Origin of the sequence: Nocardioides kongjuensis, assembly GCF_013409625.1 — a bacterium.
Lineage (GTDB): Bacteria > Actinomycetota > Actinomycetes > Propionibacteriales > Nocardioidaceae > Nocardioides > Nocardioides kongjuensis.
Window position 1 is genome coordinate 3,702,098 of sequence record NZ_JACCBF010000001.1, and the last position, 17,040, is coordinate 3,719,137.

Genomic DNA, 17,040 nt, shown 5'->3' on the forward strand with positions numbered 1-17,040 from the left:
TCTCATTTCCTTTCGGGATGACTGCGTCTCGCTGTGATCGCAGGTCAGTTGACGAGGAGGGTCTCCGACTTCGCGTAGGCCTCGGGGGTGAGGTCCTGACCGATCCCCGGGAGATCCGGCACGGCGTAGTAGCCGTCGACCGGCTGGTAGTCGTAGAGGCAGGACGCGACGTTGTCCGGCATCAGACTCGTGTTGTTGTGCTCATGGATGACGAAGTTCGCAAGCACGGCCTCCAGCTGGAGGGCGGCCGCGGTGGAGATCGGGCTGCCGATCAGGTGCAGTTGCACGCCGATGTCGTAGACGGCTGCCATGTCGGCGATCTTCTTCGTCTCGGTGAAGCCGCCGCTCGTGCCCAGATCGGGCTGAGCGATGTCGACGACCTGGTTCTCGATGAAGGGACGGAATCCGAACGCCGTGTAGAGCCGCTCGCCGGTCGCGATCGGGATCGACAGCTCGCGCTTGACCTTGGCCATCGCCTTCCAGTTGAGCGGCGCGGTCGGCTCCTCGTAGTAGAGGATGCGGAACCGCTCGAGCTCGCGGCCGAGCTGGACCGCCGTGCCGGCGTCGGTGTGGCAGTGCAGCTCGATGATGATGTCGAGGTCGTCGCCGCCCGCCTCGCGCACCGCCGCGATCCGGTCGACGGCCGTGCGGACCTGCTCGGCGGTCAGGACGCCCCGGGTGTTCCATCCCATCCACGTCCCGGCCAGGTCGAAGCCGATCGGGTTGACCTTCACGCAGTCGAAGCCGTCGGCGAGGGCCTTGCGGGTGGCCTCGGCGTACTCCTCGGGCTTGACCATCGCGCCCATGCGGGGCGACCAGTCGAACTGGATCTGCGAGGCATAGCTGCGCAGGCGGGTGTTGGTCTGCCCGCCGAGGAGGCGATGGACCGGTACGTCGAGTGCCTTGCCCTTGATGTCCCACAGCGCGATGTCGATCGCGCTCATCACGGCGAAGATGAGGGTGCCACCGCCCATTCCCCAGAAGGTGGACCGATAGAGCCTCTCCCACACGGCGGTCGTGTCGAACGGATCCATCCCGAGGACGAGGGCACAGAAGTCGCGGGCCAGGCCGACCTGGCCGTGCGCGGCGTTGCCCATCGGCAGGCCGATCTCGCCCACCCCATGGATGCCCTCGTCGGTCTCGACGCGCAACACGGTCGGACTCCAGGCGATCCCGAACTCGCCGGCGCCGGTGTCCAGTCGAACGATCTTCACAGCAGTGATGCGCATGGTCTCCCTTACCTGTCGGACAACTGACAACATATGACCTACATTCAGTCTGTGTCAACGGTCACAGCCGAGATCCGACGCTGGATCCGCCTCCGGACGGGCCTGCTTGAGCTGCTGCTCCAACGCAGACCCGTCCGGTCCCGGCTAGCGGCGCCCGGCCGTCGGGTCCGCGGCACCCAGAAGGTGGACGGTGTTGCCGAAGACCTCCTCGCCGCGGCCCATCTGCGCGTGCGAACGAGGGATGTCGGTGAACGGGAGGACGCGTCCGACGACCGGATCGACGCTCCCCGCCCGCACCAGCTCGTTATAGGCGTAGGCCTGCGCGTCGTTCGTGCCGTGCGAGCCCTGGAGTCGCTTCTGGCGCGTCCAGTGGTAGCGCAGGTCGACCATGGCGTCGAAGCCCGTGGTGCCGGCGCAGATGACCACCATGCCGCCGGGCTCACAGAGGAAGATCGACGTCGGGATCGTCGCAGCCCCGGGGTGCTCGAAGACGATGGCGGGGTCCACCCGTCCTCCGGCGACCGCCCACAGGTCCTTGCCGAACGCGCGGACGCCGGCCGTCCAGGCCTTCTGGCCGGCCGCGTCGTCGACGAGCGGAGGGATGCCCCAGTGGTCGTACTTGCGGCGGTCGAGGTAGCCGATGGCGCCGTGCTTCATGGCGTACTCGCCGCGATCGTCGCCGGAGACGACGGCGACCGCTCGGCCTCCCGCCGCCCGGACGAGCTGGCAGGCCTGGGTGCCGAGTCCGCCCGAACCACCCCAGACGAGCACGAGGTCGCCCTCCTGCACGGTGTTGCCCTGCCAGCCGTGGAGCATGCGGTAGGCCGTCGTACCGACGAGCGTGGGAGCCGCCGACTCGGCCCAGGAGAGGTGCTCGGCCTTGGGCATCAGCTGGTGCGACTGGACCCGGGCGAACTGGCCGAAGGACCCGTAGTTCGTGTCGTAGCCCCAGATGCGGGCGCTGGGCGCGATCATCTGGTCCTTGCCGGCGGCGATCCAAGGGTCGTCCCGGTCCCACACGCCCGGGTGCACGACGACCTCGTCACCGACCTGCCAGTCGGTGACGTCCGCCCCGACGGCGTAGACGATGCCCGACGCGTCGGAGCCGCCGACGTGGAAGTCCTCCGGCTCGCCGCGCTTCTGGCGGGTCGCGACCTGGTCCACGGGATAGCCGCGCGCCGCCCAGACGTTGTTGTAGTTCACGCCGGCAGCCATCACGGCGACCAGCACCTCGTCCGGGCCGATCCGGGGCGTGGGCACCATCTCCGGGACGAACGCCGTCGCGGGATCGCCGAAGCGGTCCTGCCGCACGACCTGCGCGTGCATGCGCTCCGGTACGACGCCCAGCGGCGGAAGGGAGCCGATCTCGACCGGCGCGGCACCCGGGGTGACCACGGAGACGCGCTCCTCGTCGCCAACCATCATTCGAACCTCTCCTCTCAGTTCCTGCACGCGTCGCGCAGGAGGCGGAGACCGCGGCCCGGCAGGGGACGCGGTCGTCCACCGAGAGTGCCGAGCCCGACGCGGTGACCTCTATGGGAAGAGAGAGGACTTATCGCGAGACTGGTTGGGGTGTTCCTGAACCTCCCGCGTCAGGCGGCCAGCGCACGGGAGCCGGCCCTTCGTCGGTCGGCGGCGATCATCGCGAGGATCCCCACGGCGGGACCGAGCGCCAGCGCGACGAGCGCGGCGCGCCACGAGACGTGCTCGACCAACTGCGGGACGAGCCACAGCGACACCATCGTGGTGACATAGCCGAAGGCCAGTTGGAGGGACAGCGCTCCGCCGACGTAGTCGGGGTCCGCCGTCTCGGTGACCAGTGCCGAGAACTGGGCCGAGTCGGCGATCACCCAGAACCCCCAGAACGCGCAGAGCAGGACGGTGACGGTCAGCGGGAACGCGTCGTACGTCGCGGCGAGCACCAGCGCCGTGCCTCCCGAGCAGATCAGCGCGGTCAGCGCCGCGCGAGGACGACCCCACCGGTCCCCCAGCACGCCGCCGACGAGACAGCCCGCGGCTCCGGTCCCGATGCACACGAACGCGAGCAGCGCGGCGAGATTGTCGCCGTTCGGACGCTGGGCGACGGACGGCAGCGCGGCGATGAAGACGCCCACTCCGGCCCACATCGCGTAGAGCTCCCACATGTGACCGACATAGCCGAGGTTGGCCAGCACCACGTCCCGGTTGCGCATCGACCTGAAGCCTGCCGCGAGGCTGACCGGACGTCGAGGGAACGGGTGCGCGCCCTCACCCCGGACGACGCAGACGACGAGGCCACCGGCTGCCGAGAGCACGCTCGTGGTCGCGATGACCACGCGCCAGTCCACGCCGCCGACGGCGCCGACGAGGTGCGGGAGTGCCGAGCCGATCGTGAGCGCCCCGATCATGACGCCGAGGGCCTTGCCGCGGCTGCGCAGATACCACGTCGAGACCTCCTTGAGCGCAGGGGGATAGACGCCGGCGAGGAAGATCCCGGTGAGGATCCGCAGCGGGAGGGCCCCTCCCACGCCGTCGCAGAGGAGCAGTCCCGCATTGCATGCCGCGGCCCCCAGTCCGCCGATGCACATGAGCATCCGCCCCGGCACGGCGTCGACGAGGCCGGTCGCTGCGGAGAGCAGAGCTCCGACCACGAAGCCGAGCTGGACGGCGATCGTCAGTGCGGAGGTTTCCGCGGCCCCGAGTCCCCACTCGACCCGGAGCTGAGGCACCACGAAGGTCGCCGAGAACCAGGCGCTCATCGAGAGCAGGGTGCTGGCCGCGATCAGGCCCACGGCCACGACCGGTCGCATGGAGATCCCGGGGGCTCGGGACATCCTCAGCTCTGCCCGGAGAGGTGAGCCGCGACGACGGCGTCCAGGCGGTCCTGGAGGTCTCGCGGATGGTCCGGGTAGGTCGCGGGGCGCTTCTCCAGGAAGGCCGCCACTCCCTCCTGGCCGTCGGCGAGCGGTCGGATCGCCGCGGCGAGCGCCGGCTCGAGAGCCATGCCGACGTCGAGACCTTGACTCCGGGTCACCCGCAGCCCGGTCTTCACGGCGCGCACGACCGCCGGGGACGCCGACGCGATCTGCTTGCCCAGCTCGACGGCGCGGTCGACCGTGTCGGCCGGATCGCAGACCGCGGCGACGAACTGGCAGGCGAGTGCCTCGTCGGCGTCCATCGGCACTCCCGTCGCGAGGAGCTTGAACGCCGTCGGATAGGTGAGGACGTCGAGGATCCGGCTCAGCTGGCCGCCGACCGGCACCAGTCCGATCTTGGCGCCGACCGCACAGAAGCGGGCATTGCGACCGGCGATCCGCAAATCGCAGTTCAAGGCGAGGATGAACCCGGCGGCGTACGCATTGCCGTTGATCGCGCCGATGACGGGCGTGCCGAGCTCGGGTGGAGTGGTGAACGCAGCGTTGGCGACCGGGTCGCCCGCGGTCTCGGGATCCTCGAGCACCTCGCGGAGATCGTGACCGGCGGAGAACGAGGTGGTCCCGGCACCGGTCACCACGATGCACCGCACCGCAGGATCGGCGTCCGCCTCGTGCATCAGCTCCTTGAGGCGGGCGGCCATATCTCCGCTGAAGGCGTTGCGCTTGGGCTCGTTGCAGAGGGTGAGCACGCGAACCGGCCCGTCGTCGTGAGCGTCGACCCTGGGGACGGTGACCGGTTCTACGGTTGTCATGTTCGTGTCTCTCCAGTTGCAGCGCGGCCGATGCCGCTCGGTACTGTCGGCACGTGATCGTGCCTACTTGCCGTTGGCGCCTGCTAGCGCAAGTCCGACAACTTCCGATGCCATCCCTTGCGTACTTCCTGAACTCCCGCCGAGCCGAAGGGGCGTCCGCTCATGGATGAGGGCCACGCCGCGATTCCGCTGCCCGCGACCGAGCTGTCCCCTGACGCGCGTCGACTGGTGGAGCGCCTGCTGCTGCGCCGCGAGGAGTTGGCGCGGGCGATCGTGGCCGACGTCCAGCACGAGGTGGTCGACTACAGCGGCCTCGGACGGCTGACGGTCTCCGACGACATCCTGGCGACGGCCCTGCTCACGATCAGCGATCTCCTCGAGGGACTCTTGGAGGAGGACACCGCGATGCGCGCGAACGTGGAGGCCATCCGGCGCAGCGCGTCCCGACGGGTCCACCAGGAGGTGAGCCTGCCGGCACTGCTCCACAGCTATCGGATCTGGGGTGCGAAGGTCTGGCAGGCGGTGCTCACGGAGGCCGAGGCGGACCCTGCCCTGCAGCAGGGCGCGCTCGAGCTGGTCACACCGATCTTCGCCTACGTCGACCTGCTCTCGATCACGTTGGCGCAGGTCTACGTGGAGGAGTCCGCCGGCGCCTTCCGCGGACGCGACGTGCTGCGCAGCGACGTCCTCGAGAGCCTGCTGCTGGGCAAGGCCCTCTCCGACCGGGCCCGGGTCGAGCTCGCCCGGCTGCACCTCTCGGGGGAGAGCGAGGTCGTCGTGATGCTCGTCCGGCTCACCGATGTCGCGCCGGAACGGCTGCGGGCGGAGTCCCTCGATGTGCTGCAGGCCTGCCGGGACCTCCTCGCCGCCGAGGTGAAGATGCTGCTCGGCGTACGCGACAGCGACGTGCTGTGCCTGGTCCGGCTGGCCAACCGGATGGAGGGCGATCCCCTGGTCGCCGCGGCTCACGAGCTGGCTGCGCGCAACCCGCTCTGGAGGGTCTGCGTCGGACGCCCCCACCAGGGCCTGGACGGCATCCCCCGCTCGTTCCGCGAGGCCCAGGACGCTGCCGCGGTCGCCGCCGCACAGCACCGGCGCGGCCGGGCCGTCCTCTTCTCCGAGGTGATCCTCGACCGGATCCTGGTCCACAGCGAGTACGCCGAGGAGCTGCTCGAGGAGGCGATGCGGCCGTTGGTGGCCTACGACGAGCGGCACTCCGCGGACCTGGTGCCGACGCTGCGCGCCTACGTGACCAACGACCTCAACATGACGCGCACGGCCAAGGACCTCCACGTCAACCCGAACACCGTCGCCTACCGGTTGCGGCGGATCGCGATGCTCACCGGGTACGACCCGACCCACTCGAGCGGAATGGTGACGCTGGCGTTGGCCCTGCGGCTGCTCGACGCCTGAGGGGGCGCGACCACCCGCTGATCAGACGGTCACGGAGATCGTCTCGCCCGGGCGTACCGGCAGGAAGCGATCGCCGAGACCGGCCGCCTCGAAGGCCGCCTGCATCGAGTCGGCACCCTCGGTGAAGTGCCGCCAGCCCTCGGTGTGGCACGGGACGATCCGCTTCGCCTCGACGAGTCGGGCGACCTCGACCATGCCGTCGTTCGGCATCGTGATCATCTCCCCGTCGTTCACCCCGTCGAAGCAGGCGCCACCGCCGTACATCACCACGACGTCGACCGGAGCGATGCGCGCCGCGACCTCCTTGGAGACGTCGAGTGAGTAGTTGTCACCGGTGAGATAGACGGTCGGAGCACCGGGCGCCTCGAGCAGGAAGCCGAGGACCTGTCCCATCACCTGGCACAGGGGCTCGGGACCATGCTGCGCGGGGAGGCCGGTGATCGTCATCGCGCCACCGCCGGGGAGCGGGACCTGCATCGACTCGAACTCGGCGAGCCCGTTGACCTCACCGCCGAGTCGTCCGGCACCGTCCGTGGTGGTGACGACGGTCGCGACGGCGAGCGCGACGGCGCGGCCCGCCGCGTCGAGGTGGTCGATGTGATGGTCGTGGGTGATCAGCACCAGGTCGACGGCGCCGATGTCGCTCGCCGCGATCGCCGGCGTCGTCGTCCTGACCAGTTCGACGCCGTCGTGGTGGTAGGTCTTCGGCGCGTCGAAGGTCGGGTCGACGAGGATGCGCAGTCCGGCGTAGTCGATGACATTGGTCGCTCCGCCGACCAGGGTGTAGGTCAGGTGCACGGTTGTTCCTCCGGTCCGGGGTTCCATCGATGAGGGGATCTGTCGGTTGTCGGACAGCCTACGACTCACCGAACCATGGCCGCACCGGTCTTGTCCAGCGCAGGCGCTACCGGTCGGCGCCCGGCTCCACGAGCGACGGGGGCAGATTGACGATCGAGTGGATCAGCGCGAGGGCGCCCGCCTCGTCACGACGTCGAAGCGCCTGCGCAAAGAGCTGATGGGTCTGGGCGCTCGCCTTGAGCGCGTCCGGGTAGGCCTCGGCCGTCTTGTCGAGATTCGAGCGGATGCGCAGCTTGAACAGGTCGCGGATGCTGCCGTACATCCACTCGTAGAGCGGGTTGTGACTGAGCTTGCACAGCGCCAGGTGGAACTCGTAGTCGTCGTCGAGATAGGTCCCGAGATCGTGCTCGCCCGCGCGAGCCAGCAGACTGTCGGCGAGCTCGACGAAGCGGTCGAGCTCCGCGTCACTCGCCCGCTCGACCGCCAACGACGTCGACGCCCTCTCGATCAGCTCCCGGAACTCGGTGACATGCGGAGTCATGGAGTCGCGCGCGACCAGGGGGCTGACCTCTCGGGAGAGCGACTCGAGCGAGCTGTCGCGCACGAAGGTGCCCTCGCCGACCCGGCTCTCGACCAGACCGAGCGTCGCGAGCTTCTGCAGTGCGGCCCGAACGGACGCGCGGCTGACGCCGTAGCTCTCCGACAGCGCATGCTCGGCCGGCAGCCTCACCCCGGGCTCGAACTCGCCGGCCAGGATGCGCGACATGAGATCGCTGAACACCTGCTGCGCGACGCTGTCGCGATTGATCTTCTCGATCGGGCGTACCACGTTGTGTCTGCTCCTCGGGCGACCGCGCATGTCCGTTGTCCGACAGGAGGGTACGACCTCCGCCGCCCCCAGGGATCGCTGGCTCCCCCGTCGGGCGCCGTGCGATGGTCCAAGTCTAGAACTTTCCGCGCGGACGACGGCGCCGTTGAATGCAGGCATCCATGCCGGACGGTGCGCCGGCCTGCCCTTCGAAGGAGTTCCCATGGACGACATCACCCTCCCCGACACCGCGGTCGACGACTGGGGGGTCCTGAGCGACGGCTACGCACCCTGGCCGCTCGGCGGCCTGGGCGAGACCGGCAGCGTCGCGGCGACGGTCTCCTTCGTCCGCAGCGGCGACCAGCGGATCATCCACGATCCCGGCCTGATCCGGAGCCGCTCGGCCGTCCTCGGCCCGCTCACCGAGCGGGGATTCTCCGCGGCAGAGGTGACCGACGTGGTCATCAGCCACCACCACCCCGACCACGCCCTGAACATCGCCTTGTTCGAGAACGCCCGCACGCATGACGTGTGGGGCATCTACAAGGACGATCAGTGGCACAGCCGGATGGCTGACGGCGCCGAGGTCGCACCCGGGGTGAAGCTCATCCAGACCCCGGGGCACACCGAGCAGGACATCACCACGCTCGTCCTCACCAAGGACGGCCCTGTCGTCTTCACCCACCTGTGGTGGACCGCCACGGTTCCCGAGGAGGACCCGTTCGCAGTCAACGCGGATCTGCTGCACTCCCACCGTGAGCGGATCCTGGGCCTGAACCCGATCCTCATCGTGCCCGGCCACGGCCCCGCCTTCGAGCCGACGAACACCACGCCGCGCTGAGCCTGGTCCTCGGCGTACGAATCCGGCCGGTCTCCCTCGGGGAGACCGGCCGGATCTGGTTGTACCAGTTGTCGAGTAGTCCTACGAGGAGAGTCCGCCGAGCACCTCTGCGGCGGCCCGCTGCCCCGAGCGGACGGCGCCCTCCATGTAGCCGTTCCAGACCTCCGCGGACTCCGCACCTGCCCAGTGGATCCGACCGACCGGCGCGGCGAGGGCCGGACCGAAGCTGGTCCACGCGCCGGCCCCGAGGCGTCCCCCGTAGCAGCCCCGGGTGAACTCCTCGGCCATCCAGTCCTGCTCGACGTAGTCGATGGGGTCTGCCGCCTCCGGGCCGAAGAATGTGACGAGCGACTCGATAGCCAAGTCCTTGCGCTGCTCCGGCGTCAGGTCGGCGACCGCGCGCGCCTCTGCCCCCTCGAAGAAGCCGACGATCACCCCACAGGAGCCGTCATGCGGCGAGTTGTCGAGAGTGACGCTGAGCCCGCCGTCGTCGAAGTTGCTGGCGAGGCCGTTCAGGCCCGCCTCACGCCAGAAGGGCTTCGGGTAGGCGATCTGCGTCTTGATGACCGAGCCCATCGGCATCTGCTGGGTCAGCGCGTCGCGCTGCGCCGGCAGGGCGGGCTCGTAGTCAATCCGCCCGGCCAGAGCCGGCGGAACCGTCACGATCACCCTTCGAGCAGTCACCTCTGCACCGTCTGCATGCACGTGGACGCCGGTGTCGGTCTGCACGATCCGGGTGACGCGCCTGCCGAGTCGAACCACGTCGCCCAGACCTTCGGCCAGGCGTTCGGAGATCTGGTGAGTGCCGCCGACGACACGCTGCTCCTGCGCGCCGCCCGTCGTACTGATGAGGACCTCCAGGCTGGTGTTCGACTTGACGTAGAACAGGAAGTGGAGGAGGGAGAGCTCCGCCGGCTCTGCGGCGAAGACACCACGCACCAGCGCCTGCCAGTACGCCACCGCCTCAGGCTCGGTGGTGTTCGAGCGGACCCACTCCGCGAAGGTGGTGGCGTCCAGGGTGGCCGCCTCCTCGGTGAGCCACGGGGCTGAGAGCGAGACGGTCTCCGCCAGCTCCGCGAGCAGTCCGGCCATCCGGTCGACCTCCGGGGCGGCCGTGGGCGTGAGGCCAAGCTGACTCAGGTCGGTGGCCCGGGTGACCTGACCGCGGAAGAGGGTGATCGGAACGCCGTCGTCGTACGAAGCGAAGGTCTCCAGGCCGAGCTCGCCGACCAGCCCGAGCACCTCGGTGTGGCCCTCAGCGATCCACTGCCCGCCCATCTCGACGGCGACGCCGTTCTTGAGATGGCCGCCCAGGTTACGTCCGGCGACGCGGTCTCTCGCCTCCAGCACGATCACCCTCTGGCCTGCTGCCAGGAGGTCCCGTGCGGCCGTCAGCCCTGCCAGCCCAGCACCTACCACTACGACGTCGCAATCCATCTTGTCCTCAATTTCGGTCGGTTGTCCGACTTACGTTAGGTGGATCACGTTGTCCGTGCAAGAGTTCTCCGGCATTCGAAAAGAGAAGGAGTCCCGTGGCCTACGTCAGAGCAGCCGAGCGCGAGGAGCAGATCGTCGCCGCGACCCTCCGGGTCCTGAGAGCGACCGGCGTCGCGGGTCTGACCCTTCGCGCCGTTGCGACCGAAGCGGGCGTCCCTCTGGGAACGTTGCACTACGTGTTTCCGACGAAGGAGCTGCTCCTGCGGTCCGTGATCGACACCGTGATCCGCGATCTTGCGGCCGTGCTGCGCACGGACGTGGATCTCGATCGCGGCCTCGAGCACGCACTGCGCCAATCGATGATGAACTACTGGCGCCACCTGGTGGAGTCGGATACGAGCGGTCAGATCGTGCAGTACGAGCTCACGACCTACTCCGTGCGTTCAGAGAGCGCCCTGGCTCGCCTGCAGTACGAGTCATACGTGTCGGTCGCGAGCGAGCTGTTTGAGCAAGCAGCGACCGCCGCAGGCGAGGTTTGCGCCATCGCCTTCGATGAGTTGGCCCGGCTCTCCGTGGCGGGCACCGACGGTCTCATTCTCCAGTACCTCGCCGACCCCGCCCACGACCGCGCGATGATCGACTTGGAACGACTTCTCAAGATGTTGCACTCCCTTGCAGCCCCGCAAGCAGGCGGCTGACAAACTGCGAACCGAGATCTGACCTGCCGCGGTCGTCGCGATGCCCGGCATCTCGGCTGCCCGACACATCCCAAGGCGCTGACGTGCACATGCCCCGCGCCTGAGCACGCACACTCGAAGAGACGTTCAGCTCGGTGCGTTCGTTTCGCTCCTGGCAGTCGCCGCTGTCCGGGAGGACGGCGGCCCGACTTACGTAAGCCATGGCTACTGGCGTTGGAAGTCGAGCAGGTTCTAGATCCCGAGTCTCGTCGTAAGACCTCGGAGCCGCCAGCACGATCGCACCAGCACGCTTCGGATCGTTGTCGTCTCGCCCCTCATGACGTCCATTGACGAGTTCACCCACCACTTCCGGCAACGCCCTTCACAACCTCCACACCGAGCGGCACGCATGCTACGAAGGTTCGTAGTTCGGTCCGTCCCCTTGGGACGGGCCGTGCGTCATTTCTGGGGTGATTGACGAGTTGTGACGGGCGGTGACTCGGGCCATGCACGGTGGGGTGAAGTTCTACCGCGGCTGCGCGAAGGCAGCCCGGACCTACGTGGAGGCAGACCGCTCGCGGGCCGATGACTACTACCTGACTGAGGGTTCCGGGGTGGCGCAGCGCTTCGTCGCGACGCGAATTCCTGACGGTGGCACGACCGTCGCCGCGGCCGGCGACCTCGACGGGGACGGGTACGAGGCATGGGTCGCGGGCTACGACACCAACCGGCATCCGAAGGGCCGGCTGCGCACGGACGAGAAGGGGCTGCGGTTCGTCGAAGTCGTTGTCAATGGTCCGAAGACGTGGTCGCTGGCCGCATCGCTGCACCCTGAGATCGGTGACGTGTACGACGCCGTGCAAGAGCGGGCGGCGGTCGAGATCATCGACTGGCTGGCGGAACACTCGACGACCCGGATCGGACCACGCGGACTGCAGGTCCAGGTCCCCGTCGAGAAGCTCGAGGCCGCGGTCGTGCGGCACTACACCTCCCGTGCTGGCGACCCGCACCGCCATCTGCACCTCCAGATCAACGCCCGAGTGTTCGCCCAAGGACGGTGGCGAGGTCTGCACTCGGTCGGGGTCATGGACTCGATCGAGGCCATCAACGGCATCGGTCACGCCGCTGTCATGTGCGACCTCGAGTTCCGTCAGGTTCTTGCTGCCTACGGGTACACGCTCGCCCCCGACTCCGGCGAGATCGCGGAACTGGCTCCGTTCGCCGGCGAGTTCAGCCACCGCGCGGCGCAGATCGGCCGGCACGTCGACCGGTACGAGGCCCAGTGGCGCGCCGAGCACCCCGGCCAAGAGCCCGGCACCGGGCTGCGGCGGGCCTGGGACCGGCGGGCGTGGGCCGAGGCGCGGCCGGACAAGGTGGTCCCGACCGACGGCTCCGAGCTGGTCGCCCGGTGGCGCGAGGAGCTCCACGACCTCGGGTTCCGACCGCCCATCGTTGCCGCAAGGTTGTCGGCTGCCTCGGTCGGAGGGATCGATCGCGACGGCGTCACCGATCTGGTGCTCACCCGGCTCGGGTCACGTCGCTCGTCGTGGAACAGCGCGGACGTCCGCGGCGAGGTCGAACGGATCGTCGCGACCGCCGGCGTCGTCGTAGAACCGGTCGTGCGACGCGAGCTGGTCGAAGACCTCACCGCCCGAACCGTCGGCGCCTGTCTTCGGCTGGTGGACCGTGAAGACGTTCCCGATCACATCCGCTCGCTGACCTCCGAGCGGGTGCTCGCGGTCGAGACGGACCTGATCGGCCTCATCGCGCGGCGCGCTGACCAAGGCGGTCAGGATCCGTCGGCGACGCGACCGGTCCGGATCGGTCCCGTCGTCGCCCGGCGGCGCCTCGACGCCGGTCAGCGGCAGGTGGTCGCGACGCTCGTTGGTCGCAGTCCGTTGGTAGTCGTCGAGGGCGCCGCCGGCGCGGGCAAGACCACCACACTTGCGGCGACCGCTGCAGTCCTCGGGATGGAGGAGCGCCGGATGATGGTGGTGACGCCGACCCTGCGCGCCGCGCGAGTCGCCGAGGCCGAGGTCGGCACCCCGGCGTCGTCCGCAGCTTGGCTGGCCCATCAGTACGGCTACCGGTGGGACGCCGATGGCCGCTGGACACGCGAACCATTCGACGCCCGTGCCGGCCGACATCTCCTCGACCCACGAGCACGACTGACGCCGGGCGACCTGCTGCTCGTCGACGAGGCCGGGATGCTCGACCAGGACACCGCCCACGCCCTGTTCACCATCGCCGACGAGACCGGCGCCCGGCTCGCTCTCATGGGTGACCGCCACCAGCTACCCGCCGTCGGCCGCGGCGGTGTTCTCGACCACGCCACCCGTTGGGCACCCGCCCATGCCCAGGTCGCGCTCGACGCGGTCCACCGGTTCACCGATCCGGCCTACGCCGAGCTGTCCCTGCTGATGCGCACAGGCAACCGTCCGGTGCACGTCTTCGACGAGCTCCTCGGCCGCGGCGCCATCGTCATCCACCGTAGCGACGTCGAACGCACCGCCGCCCTCATCGGGGCCGGGGCCGACGGTGACACCGTCATTACCGACACCCGGGACCAGGTCGCCGACCTCAACGCCGGCATCCGCGACCGCCGCCACGCCGACCACCGCTCCGGCCACGGTGCCGACTCCAGCGACGCTCCGGTCGGTCGCACCCGGTCCGGCGAACCACTCTGGATCGGCGATCAGGTCACCACCCGACGCAACGACCGCGACCTCGACGTCGCCAACCGCGACCGCTGGACCATTACCGGAACCGATCACCATGGCACCCTCCAGATCCGAGGCGACCGAGGCACCCGAGCCCTCCCCCGCGACTACGCACAGGCCCATGTCGAGCTCGCCTACGCCACCACGGTCCACGGCGCCCAGGGCGACACCGTCGACCACGCCCACTTCGCCCTCAACGAGACCACCGGCGCCGCCGCGACCTACGTCGCCATGACCCGCGGCCGGCACTCCAACACCGCCCATCTCGTCGCCGACAGCGTCGAGGACGCCCGTCAGCAGTGGCTCACGACGTTTGCCCGTGACCGGGCCGATCTCGGCCCCGCCCGTGCGCGCGAACGTGCCCTGGACGACATCGACCGCTACGGCCCCACCCCACGCCCAAGGCGACCCGAGTATCAGCTTCCCCTACCCGTCCGGCAGGTTCCCCCCAGCCCGACCATCGGCTTCTGAACCTCCCCGCACCCGTCACCGGCACCGTCACCGGCACCGCGTCAAGACCATCTGGAAAACGACTTAGGGGAACCTGCTGACCTGCGCAAACACCAGGTTCCCCCCAGGTATCCCCCTCCTCGAGGCGCAAAAGGGGGTACCTGCGTCGTCATCATCGGTCCGTCCGGGATCGCACCCGTCGAGATCACTCGTCAGGAACTGATCGCTCCCAGTGCCTCTCCGGACCTAGGTGACTATCCACGACACCGAAGGGACCACCTGATGAACCCGATCGACGTCCCCACCGAGTGGAACGACAGCGCGCTGCTCACCTTCGAGGAGTTCTGCGCCCTCATCCACATCCCCCAACGCACCGTCCGCGACTGGCGCCGACGCGGCGTCGGCCCACGCTTCTGGCGCTTCAACGGCACCGGCCGGCTGTACACGACCGTCGCCGAAGTCCGGCGCTTCACCAATCCCGTCAACGCCTCGCGCTAGGAGTGCCCGATGTCCACTGCCCGTCCCGACAACGACGACCACGCGAACGACGAGATGCTCACCATCGACGAGGCTGCGGCTTTCCTCCGGGTCCCCGTCGCGACCATGCGCTACTGGCGCTACTGCGGCACCGGCCCGTTCAGCTTCAAGATCCAGCGCCACGTCCGCTACTGGCGCGCCGACCTCGTGCTCTGGCGCGCAGAGCAGGGTCGTCAGCCCGAGGGTTCTCCACAGGCTGCGCGGAGCGCACGACGCTCCGCCGCCGACGACTGACACTGGAAGTCAGGAAGGGAGCAGCCATGGCCGGAAACATTGCCAAGCGGCCCGACGGTAGCTGGCGCGCCCGCTACCGCGACGAGCAAGGGCGCGAGCGGTCCCGCCACTTCGGCCGCAAGATCGACGCGCAGCGCTGGCTCAACGAGGTCGCATCCGCCGTCCTGACCGGGACCTACGTCGATCCCGACGCGGGGAAGGTGACGTTCCGAGAGTTCTATGAGCGATGGTCGGCCCGGCAACTGTGGGTGTCCTCGACCCGGACCAACGCCGACCTCGCCACCCGATCGGTGCCCTTCGCCGACCTGGCGATGCGAAGCATTCGTCGCTCGCACATCGAGGAGTGGGTGAAGGACCAGAGCAGTCGTCTCGCGGCCACGACCATCAAGACACGGTTCGTCGTCGTCCGCTCGGTCTTCCGGGCCGCGGTCACCGAGCGGGTGATCACCGCTGACCCGTGCACAGGCGTCGTCCTGCCCCGACGCCGCCGGGCAGACGCCGCGATGAGGATCCCCACGGTCGAGGAGGTGGGACGTCTGCTCGAGCACGCCGACAGCGAGCGGGTCTCGACACGCAAGGGCTTCCGCGCCTACGTCGCGCTCTGCGCCTTCGCCGGCCTGAGGAAGGCCGAGGCCGCCGCAGTACAGCTCGGCGATCTCGACCTGGCGCGCGGGCAGCTCGCGGTCACCCGGCAGCTCCAGCGGGAGGGGTCGACGTACGTCCTGCGTGCTCCCAAGTACGGCTCGGAGCGAACCGTCTACCTGCCCGACCAACTCGTGAGCATCCTCGCCCGTCACGTCCGCGACCACGTCAGGGAGCGCACCACGGAGCACTGGCTGTTCACCGTCGGCGACGAGCCGATGTACGACAACGCCATTCACTGGCGGTGGCGGGCCACCCGCTCAGCCGCCCACCTCGCCCGCATCCGGCTCCACGACCTGCGCCACTTCTACGCCTCCGGCCTGATCGCGGCCGGGTGTGACGTCGTCACGGTGCAGCGGGCACTCGGCCACTCCAGCGCGACCACCACGCTCAACACCTACAGCCACCTGTGGCCGACGGCCGAAGACCGCACCCGGGCGGCAGCCGCTGACCTGATGCGGCAAGCGCTGGCGACGCCCGCCGGAGGCGCGTCTGAGGGCCCAGCGGAGGGACCTCTCTCGAATTTTGCGGACTTTTTGCGGACTAGAGAGGGTCCGCAACGCTCTGACCTGCGCAAACAGGCCGATTCAGTAGTACCAGGGGTACGGCGACCAGTCCGGCTCGCGCTTCTCCAGGAACTGGTCGCGTCCTTCCTGCGCCTCGTCCGTCATGTAGGCGAGCCGCGTGGTCTCGCCGGCGAAGAGCTGCTGGCCGACCAGGCCGTCGTCGAGCAGGTTGAACGAGTACTTGAGCATCCGCTGGGCGGTGGGGCTCTTGCCGTTGATCAGGCGTCCCCACTCGAGCGCCGTGGCCTCGAGCTCGGCATGGGGCACGGAGCGGTTGGCGGCACCCATCCGGACGGCGTCGTCGGCGGAGTACTCCTGGCCGAGGAAGAAGATCTCGCGAGCGAACTTCTGGCCCACCTGCCGGGCGAGGTACGCCGACCCGTAGCCGCCGTCGAAGGAGCCCACGTCGGCGTCGGTCTGCTTGAAGCGGGCGTGCTCGGTGGAGGCGAGGGCGAGGTCACAGGTGACGAAGAGGCTGTGGCCGCCGCCGGCCGCCCAGCCGGGGACCACGCAGATGACGACCTTGGGCATGAAGCGGATCAGGCGCTGGCACTCCAGGATGTGCAGGCGGGCCAGGCGTGCCTTGTCGATCGGGCTCGGCTCCTCGGCACCCGTGTCGCCGGCACCGGCCGAGACGTCCTCGTACTGATAACCGGCGCGACCGCGGATCCGCTGGTCGCCGCCCGTGCAGAACGCCCACTTGCCGTTCTTGGCGCTCGGGCCGTTGCCGGTGAGCAGCACGCATCCGACGTCGGCGGACTGGCGGGCGTGCTCGAGGGTGCGGAGCAGCTCGTCGACGGTGTGCGGGCGGAACGCGTTGAGGACGTCGGGGCGGTCGAACGCGATCCGGACCGTGCCGTGCGCCTTCGCGCGGTGGTAGGTCAGGTCGGTCAGGTCCTCGAAGCCGGGGACGACGTCCCACTGGCTCGCGTCGAACGTCTCGCTCACGCCCTCGATCGCACTCATGGCACCGAACGCTAGCCCCTCCCGGATCCCGGGCTTGACCTTGACCCCAGGGGCA

General features: G+C 69.2%; 14 protein-coding genes and 1 pseudogene. 7 read left to right on the plus strand and 8 right to left on the minus strand.

The features are described 5' to 3' along the window. Positions 1 to 44: 44 nt before the first annotated feature. The 4 genes from BJ958_RS17805 to BJ958_RS17820 form a co-directional block, all read right to left on the minus strand. Entirely contained in the window at positions 45 to 1,229 is a 1,185-nt protein-coding gene (locus BJ958_RS17805) for a mandelate racemase/muconate lactonizing enzyme family protein (protein WP_139622374.1), read from the minus strand. Positions 1,230 to 1,373: 144 nt separating this feature from the next. Next, a complete protein-coding gene (ccrA, locus tag BJ958_RS17810) occupies positions 1,374 to 2,654 on the minus strand; it encodes a crotonyl-CoA carboxylase/reductase (protein WP_218865842.1) in 1,281 nt (426 codons plus the stop codon). A 167-nt stretch (positions 2,655 to 2,821) separates the two neighbouring features. After that, complete coding sequence (locus BJ958_RS17815) at positions 2,822 to 4,018, minus strand: MFS transporter (protein WP_218865844.1); 1,197 nt, start codon at positions 4,016 to 4,018, stop codon at positions 2,822 to 2,824. Between the two features lie 26 nt (positions 4,019 to 4,044). After that, a complete protein-coding gene (locus BJ958_RS17820; protein WP_179728242.1) occupies positions 4,045 to 4,896 on the minus strand; it encodes an enoyl-CoA hydratase/isomerase family protein in 852 nt (283 codons plus the stop codon). A gap of 162 nt (positions 4,897 to 5,058) precedes the next feature. Here BJ958_RS17820 and BJ958_RS17825 point away from each other — a divergent pair, with 162 nt between their 5' ends. Further along, positions 5,059 to 6,309 (plus strand): PucR family transcriptional regulator, encoded by a 1,251-nt coding sequence (locus tag BJ958_RS17825; protein ID WP_179728243.1) that lies wholly within the window; start codon positions 5,059 to 5,061, stop codon positions 6,307 to 6,309. A gap of 21 nt (positions 6,310 to 6,330) precedes the next feature. Here the strand turns inward: BJ958_RS17825 and BJ958_RS17830 are convergent, their stop codons facing one another. Both BJ958_RS17830 and BJ958_RS17835 read right to left on the minus strand, forming a co-directional pair. Next, positions 6,331 to 7,107, minus strand: a complete 777-nt coding sequence (locus BJ958_RS17830) for an MBL fold metallo-hydrolase (protein ID WP_158296519.1) — start codon at positions 7,105 to 7,107, stop codon at positions 6,331 to 6,333. Between the two features lie 106 nt (positions 7,108 to 7,213). Then, positions 7,214 to 7,936 (minus strand): FadR/GntR family transcriptional regulator, encoded by a 723-nt coding sequence (locus tag BJ958_RS17835; RefSeq protein WP_158296520.1) that lies wholly within the window; start codon positions 7,934 to 7,936, stop codon positions 7,214 to 7,216. Positions 7,937 to 8,138: 202 nt separating this feature from the next. Between BJ958_RS17835 and BJ958_RS17840 the strand changes: the two genes are divergently transcribed. Then, the gene (locus BJ958_RS17840) at positions 8,139 to 8,756 is read left to right on the plus strand and encodes an MBL fold metallo-hydrolase (RefSeq protein WP_179728244.1); all 618 of its coding nucleotides are present in this window, start codon (positions 8,139 to 8,141) and stop codon (positions 8,754 to 8,756) included. A gap of 81 nt (positions 8,757 to 8,837) precedes the next feature. Here BJ958_RS17840 and BJ958_RS17845 read toward each other — a convergent pair whose 3' ends face one another. Further along, complete coding sequence (locus tag BJ958_RS17845; protein WP_343052824.1) at positions 8,838 to 10,205, minus strand: flavin monoamine oxidase family protein; 1,368 nt, start codon at positions 10,203 to 10,205, stop codon at positions 8,838 to 8,840. Positions 10,206 to 10,288: 83 nt separating this feature from the next. On the opposite strand from BJ958_RS17845, the gene BJ958_RS17850 reads away from it, so the two are divergent. The 5 genes and pseudogenes from BJ958_RS17850 to BJ958_RS29380 form a co-directional block, all read left to right on the plus strand. After that, positions 10,289 to 10,891 (plus strand): TetR/AcrR family transcriptional regulator, encoded by a 603-nt coding sequence (locus BJ958_RS17850; RefSeq protein WP_139622382.1) that lies wholly within the window; start codon positions 10,289 to 10,291, stop codon positions 10,889 to 10,891. 485 nt (positions 10,892 to 11,376) lie between these two features. Further along, positions 11,377 to 14,061, plus strand: coding sequence for a MobF family relaxase (mobF, locus tag BJ958_RS17855; protein WP_179728246.1), 2,685 nt, complete (start codon positions 11,377 to 11,379; stop codon positions 14,059 to 14,061). A gap of 261 nt (positions 14,062 to 14,322) precedes the next feature. Next, positions 14,323 to 14,538, plus strand: a complete 216-nt coding sequence (locus tag BJ958_RS17860) for a helix-turn-helix domain-containing protein (RefSeq protein WP_179728247.1) — start codon at positions 14,323 to 14,325, stop codon at positions 14,536 to 14,538. A 9-nt stretch (positions 14,539 to 14,547) separates the two neighbouring features. Beyond that, positions 14,548 to 14,811: a helix-turn-helix domain-containing protein gene (locus BJ958_RS17865; protein ID WP_179728248.1), complete on the plus strand. Its 264-nt coding sequence runs from the start codon at positions 14,548 to 14,550 to the stop codon at positions 14,809 to 14,811. A 26-nt stretch (positions 14,812 to 14,837) separates the two neighbouring features. Then, positions 14,838 to 15,851 (plus strand): annotated as a pseudogene (locus BJ958_RS29380) (tyrosine-type recombinase/integrase); the annotation flags it as partial. 189 nt (positions 15,852 to 16,040) lie between these two features. Here BJ958_RS29380 and BJ958_RS17875 read toward each other — a convergent pair. Continuing rightward, positions 16,041 to 16,985: a 1,4-dihydroxy-2-naphthoyl-CoA synthase gene (locus tag BJ958_RS17875; RefSeq protein WP_179728249.1), complete on the minus strand. Its 945-nt coding sequence runs from the start codon at positions 16,983 to 16,985 to the stop codon at positions 16,041 to 16,043. Positions 16,986 to 17,040 lie beyond the last annotated feature (55 nt).

Coding starts and splice junctions, on each gene's coding strand:
- BJ958_RS17805 (WP_139622374.1), bottom strand. CDS start 1,229: ATGCGCATCACTGCTGTGAAGATCGTTCGACTGGACACCGGCGCCGGC.
- ccrA (WP_218865842.1), bottom strand. CDS start 2,654: ATGATGGTTGGCGACGAGGAGCGCGTCTCCGTGGTCACCCCGGGTGCC.
- BJ958_RS17815 (WP_218865844.1), bottom strand. CDS start 4,018: ATGCGACCGGTCGTGGCCGTGGGCCTGATCGCGGCCAGCACCCTGCTC.
- BJ958_RS17820 (WP_179728242.1), bottom strand. CDS start 4,896: ATGACAACCGTAGAACCGGTCACCGTCCCCAGGGTCGACGCTCACGAC.
- BJ958_RS17825 (WP_179728243.1), top strand. CDS start 5,059: ATGGATGAGGGCCACGCCGCGATTCCGCTGCCCGCGACCGAGCTGTCC.
- BJ958_RS17840 (WP_179728244.1), top strand. CDS start 8,139: ATGGACGACATCACCCTCCCCGACACCGCGGTCGACGACTGGGGGGTC.
- mobF (WP_179728246.1), top strand. CDS start 11,377: ATGCACGGTGGGGTGAAGTTCTACCGCGGCTGCGCGAAGGCAGCCCGG.
- BJ958_RS17860 (WP_179728247.1), top strand. CDS start 14,323: ATGAACCCGATCGACGTCCCCACCGAGTGGAACGACAGCGCGCTGCTC.
- BJ958_RS17865 (WP_179728248.1), top strand. CDS start 14,548: ATGTCCACTGCCCGTCCCGACAACGACGACCACGCGAACGACGAGATG.
- BJ958_RS17875 (WP_179728249.1), bottom strand. CDS start 16,985: ATGAGTGCGATCGAGGGCGTGAGCGAGACGTTCGACGCGAGCCAGTGG.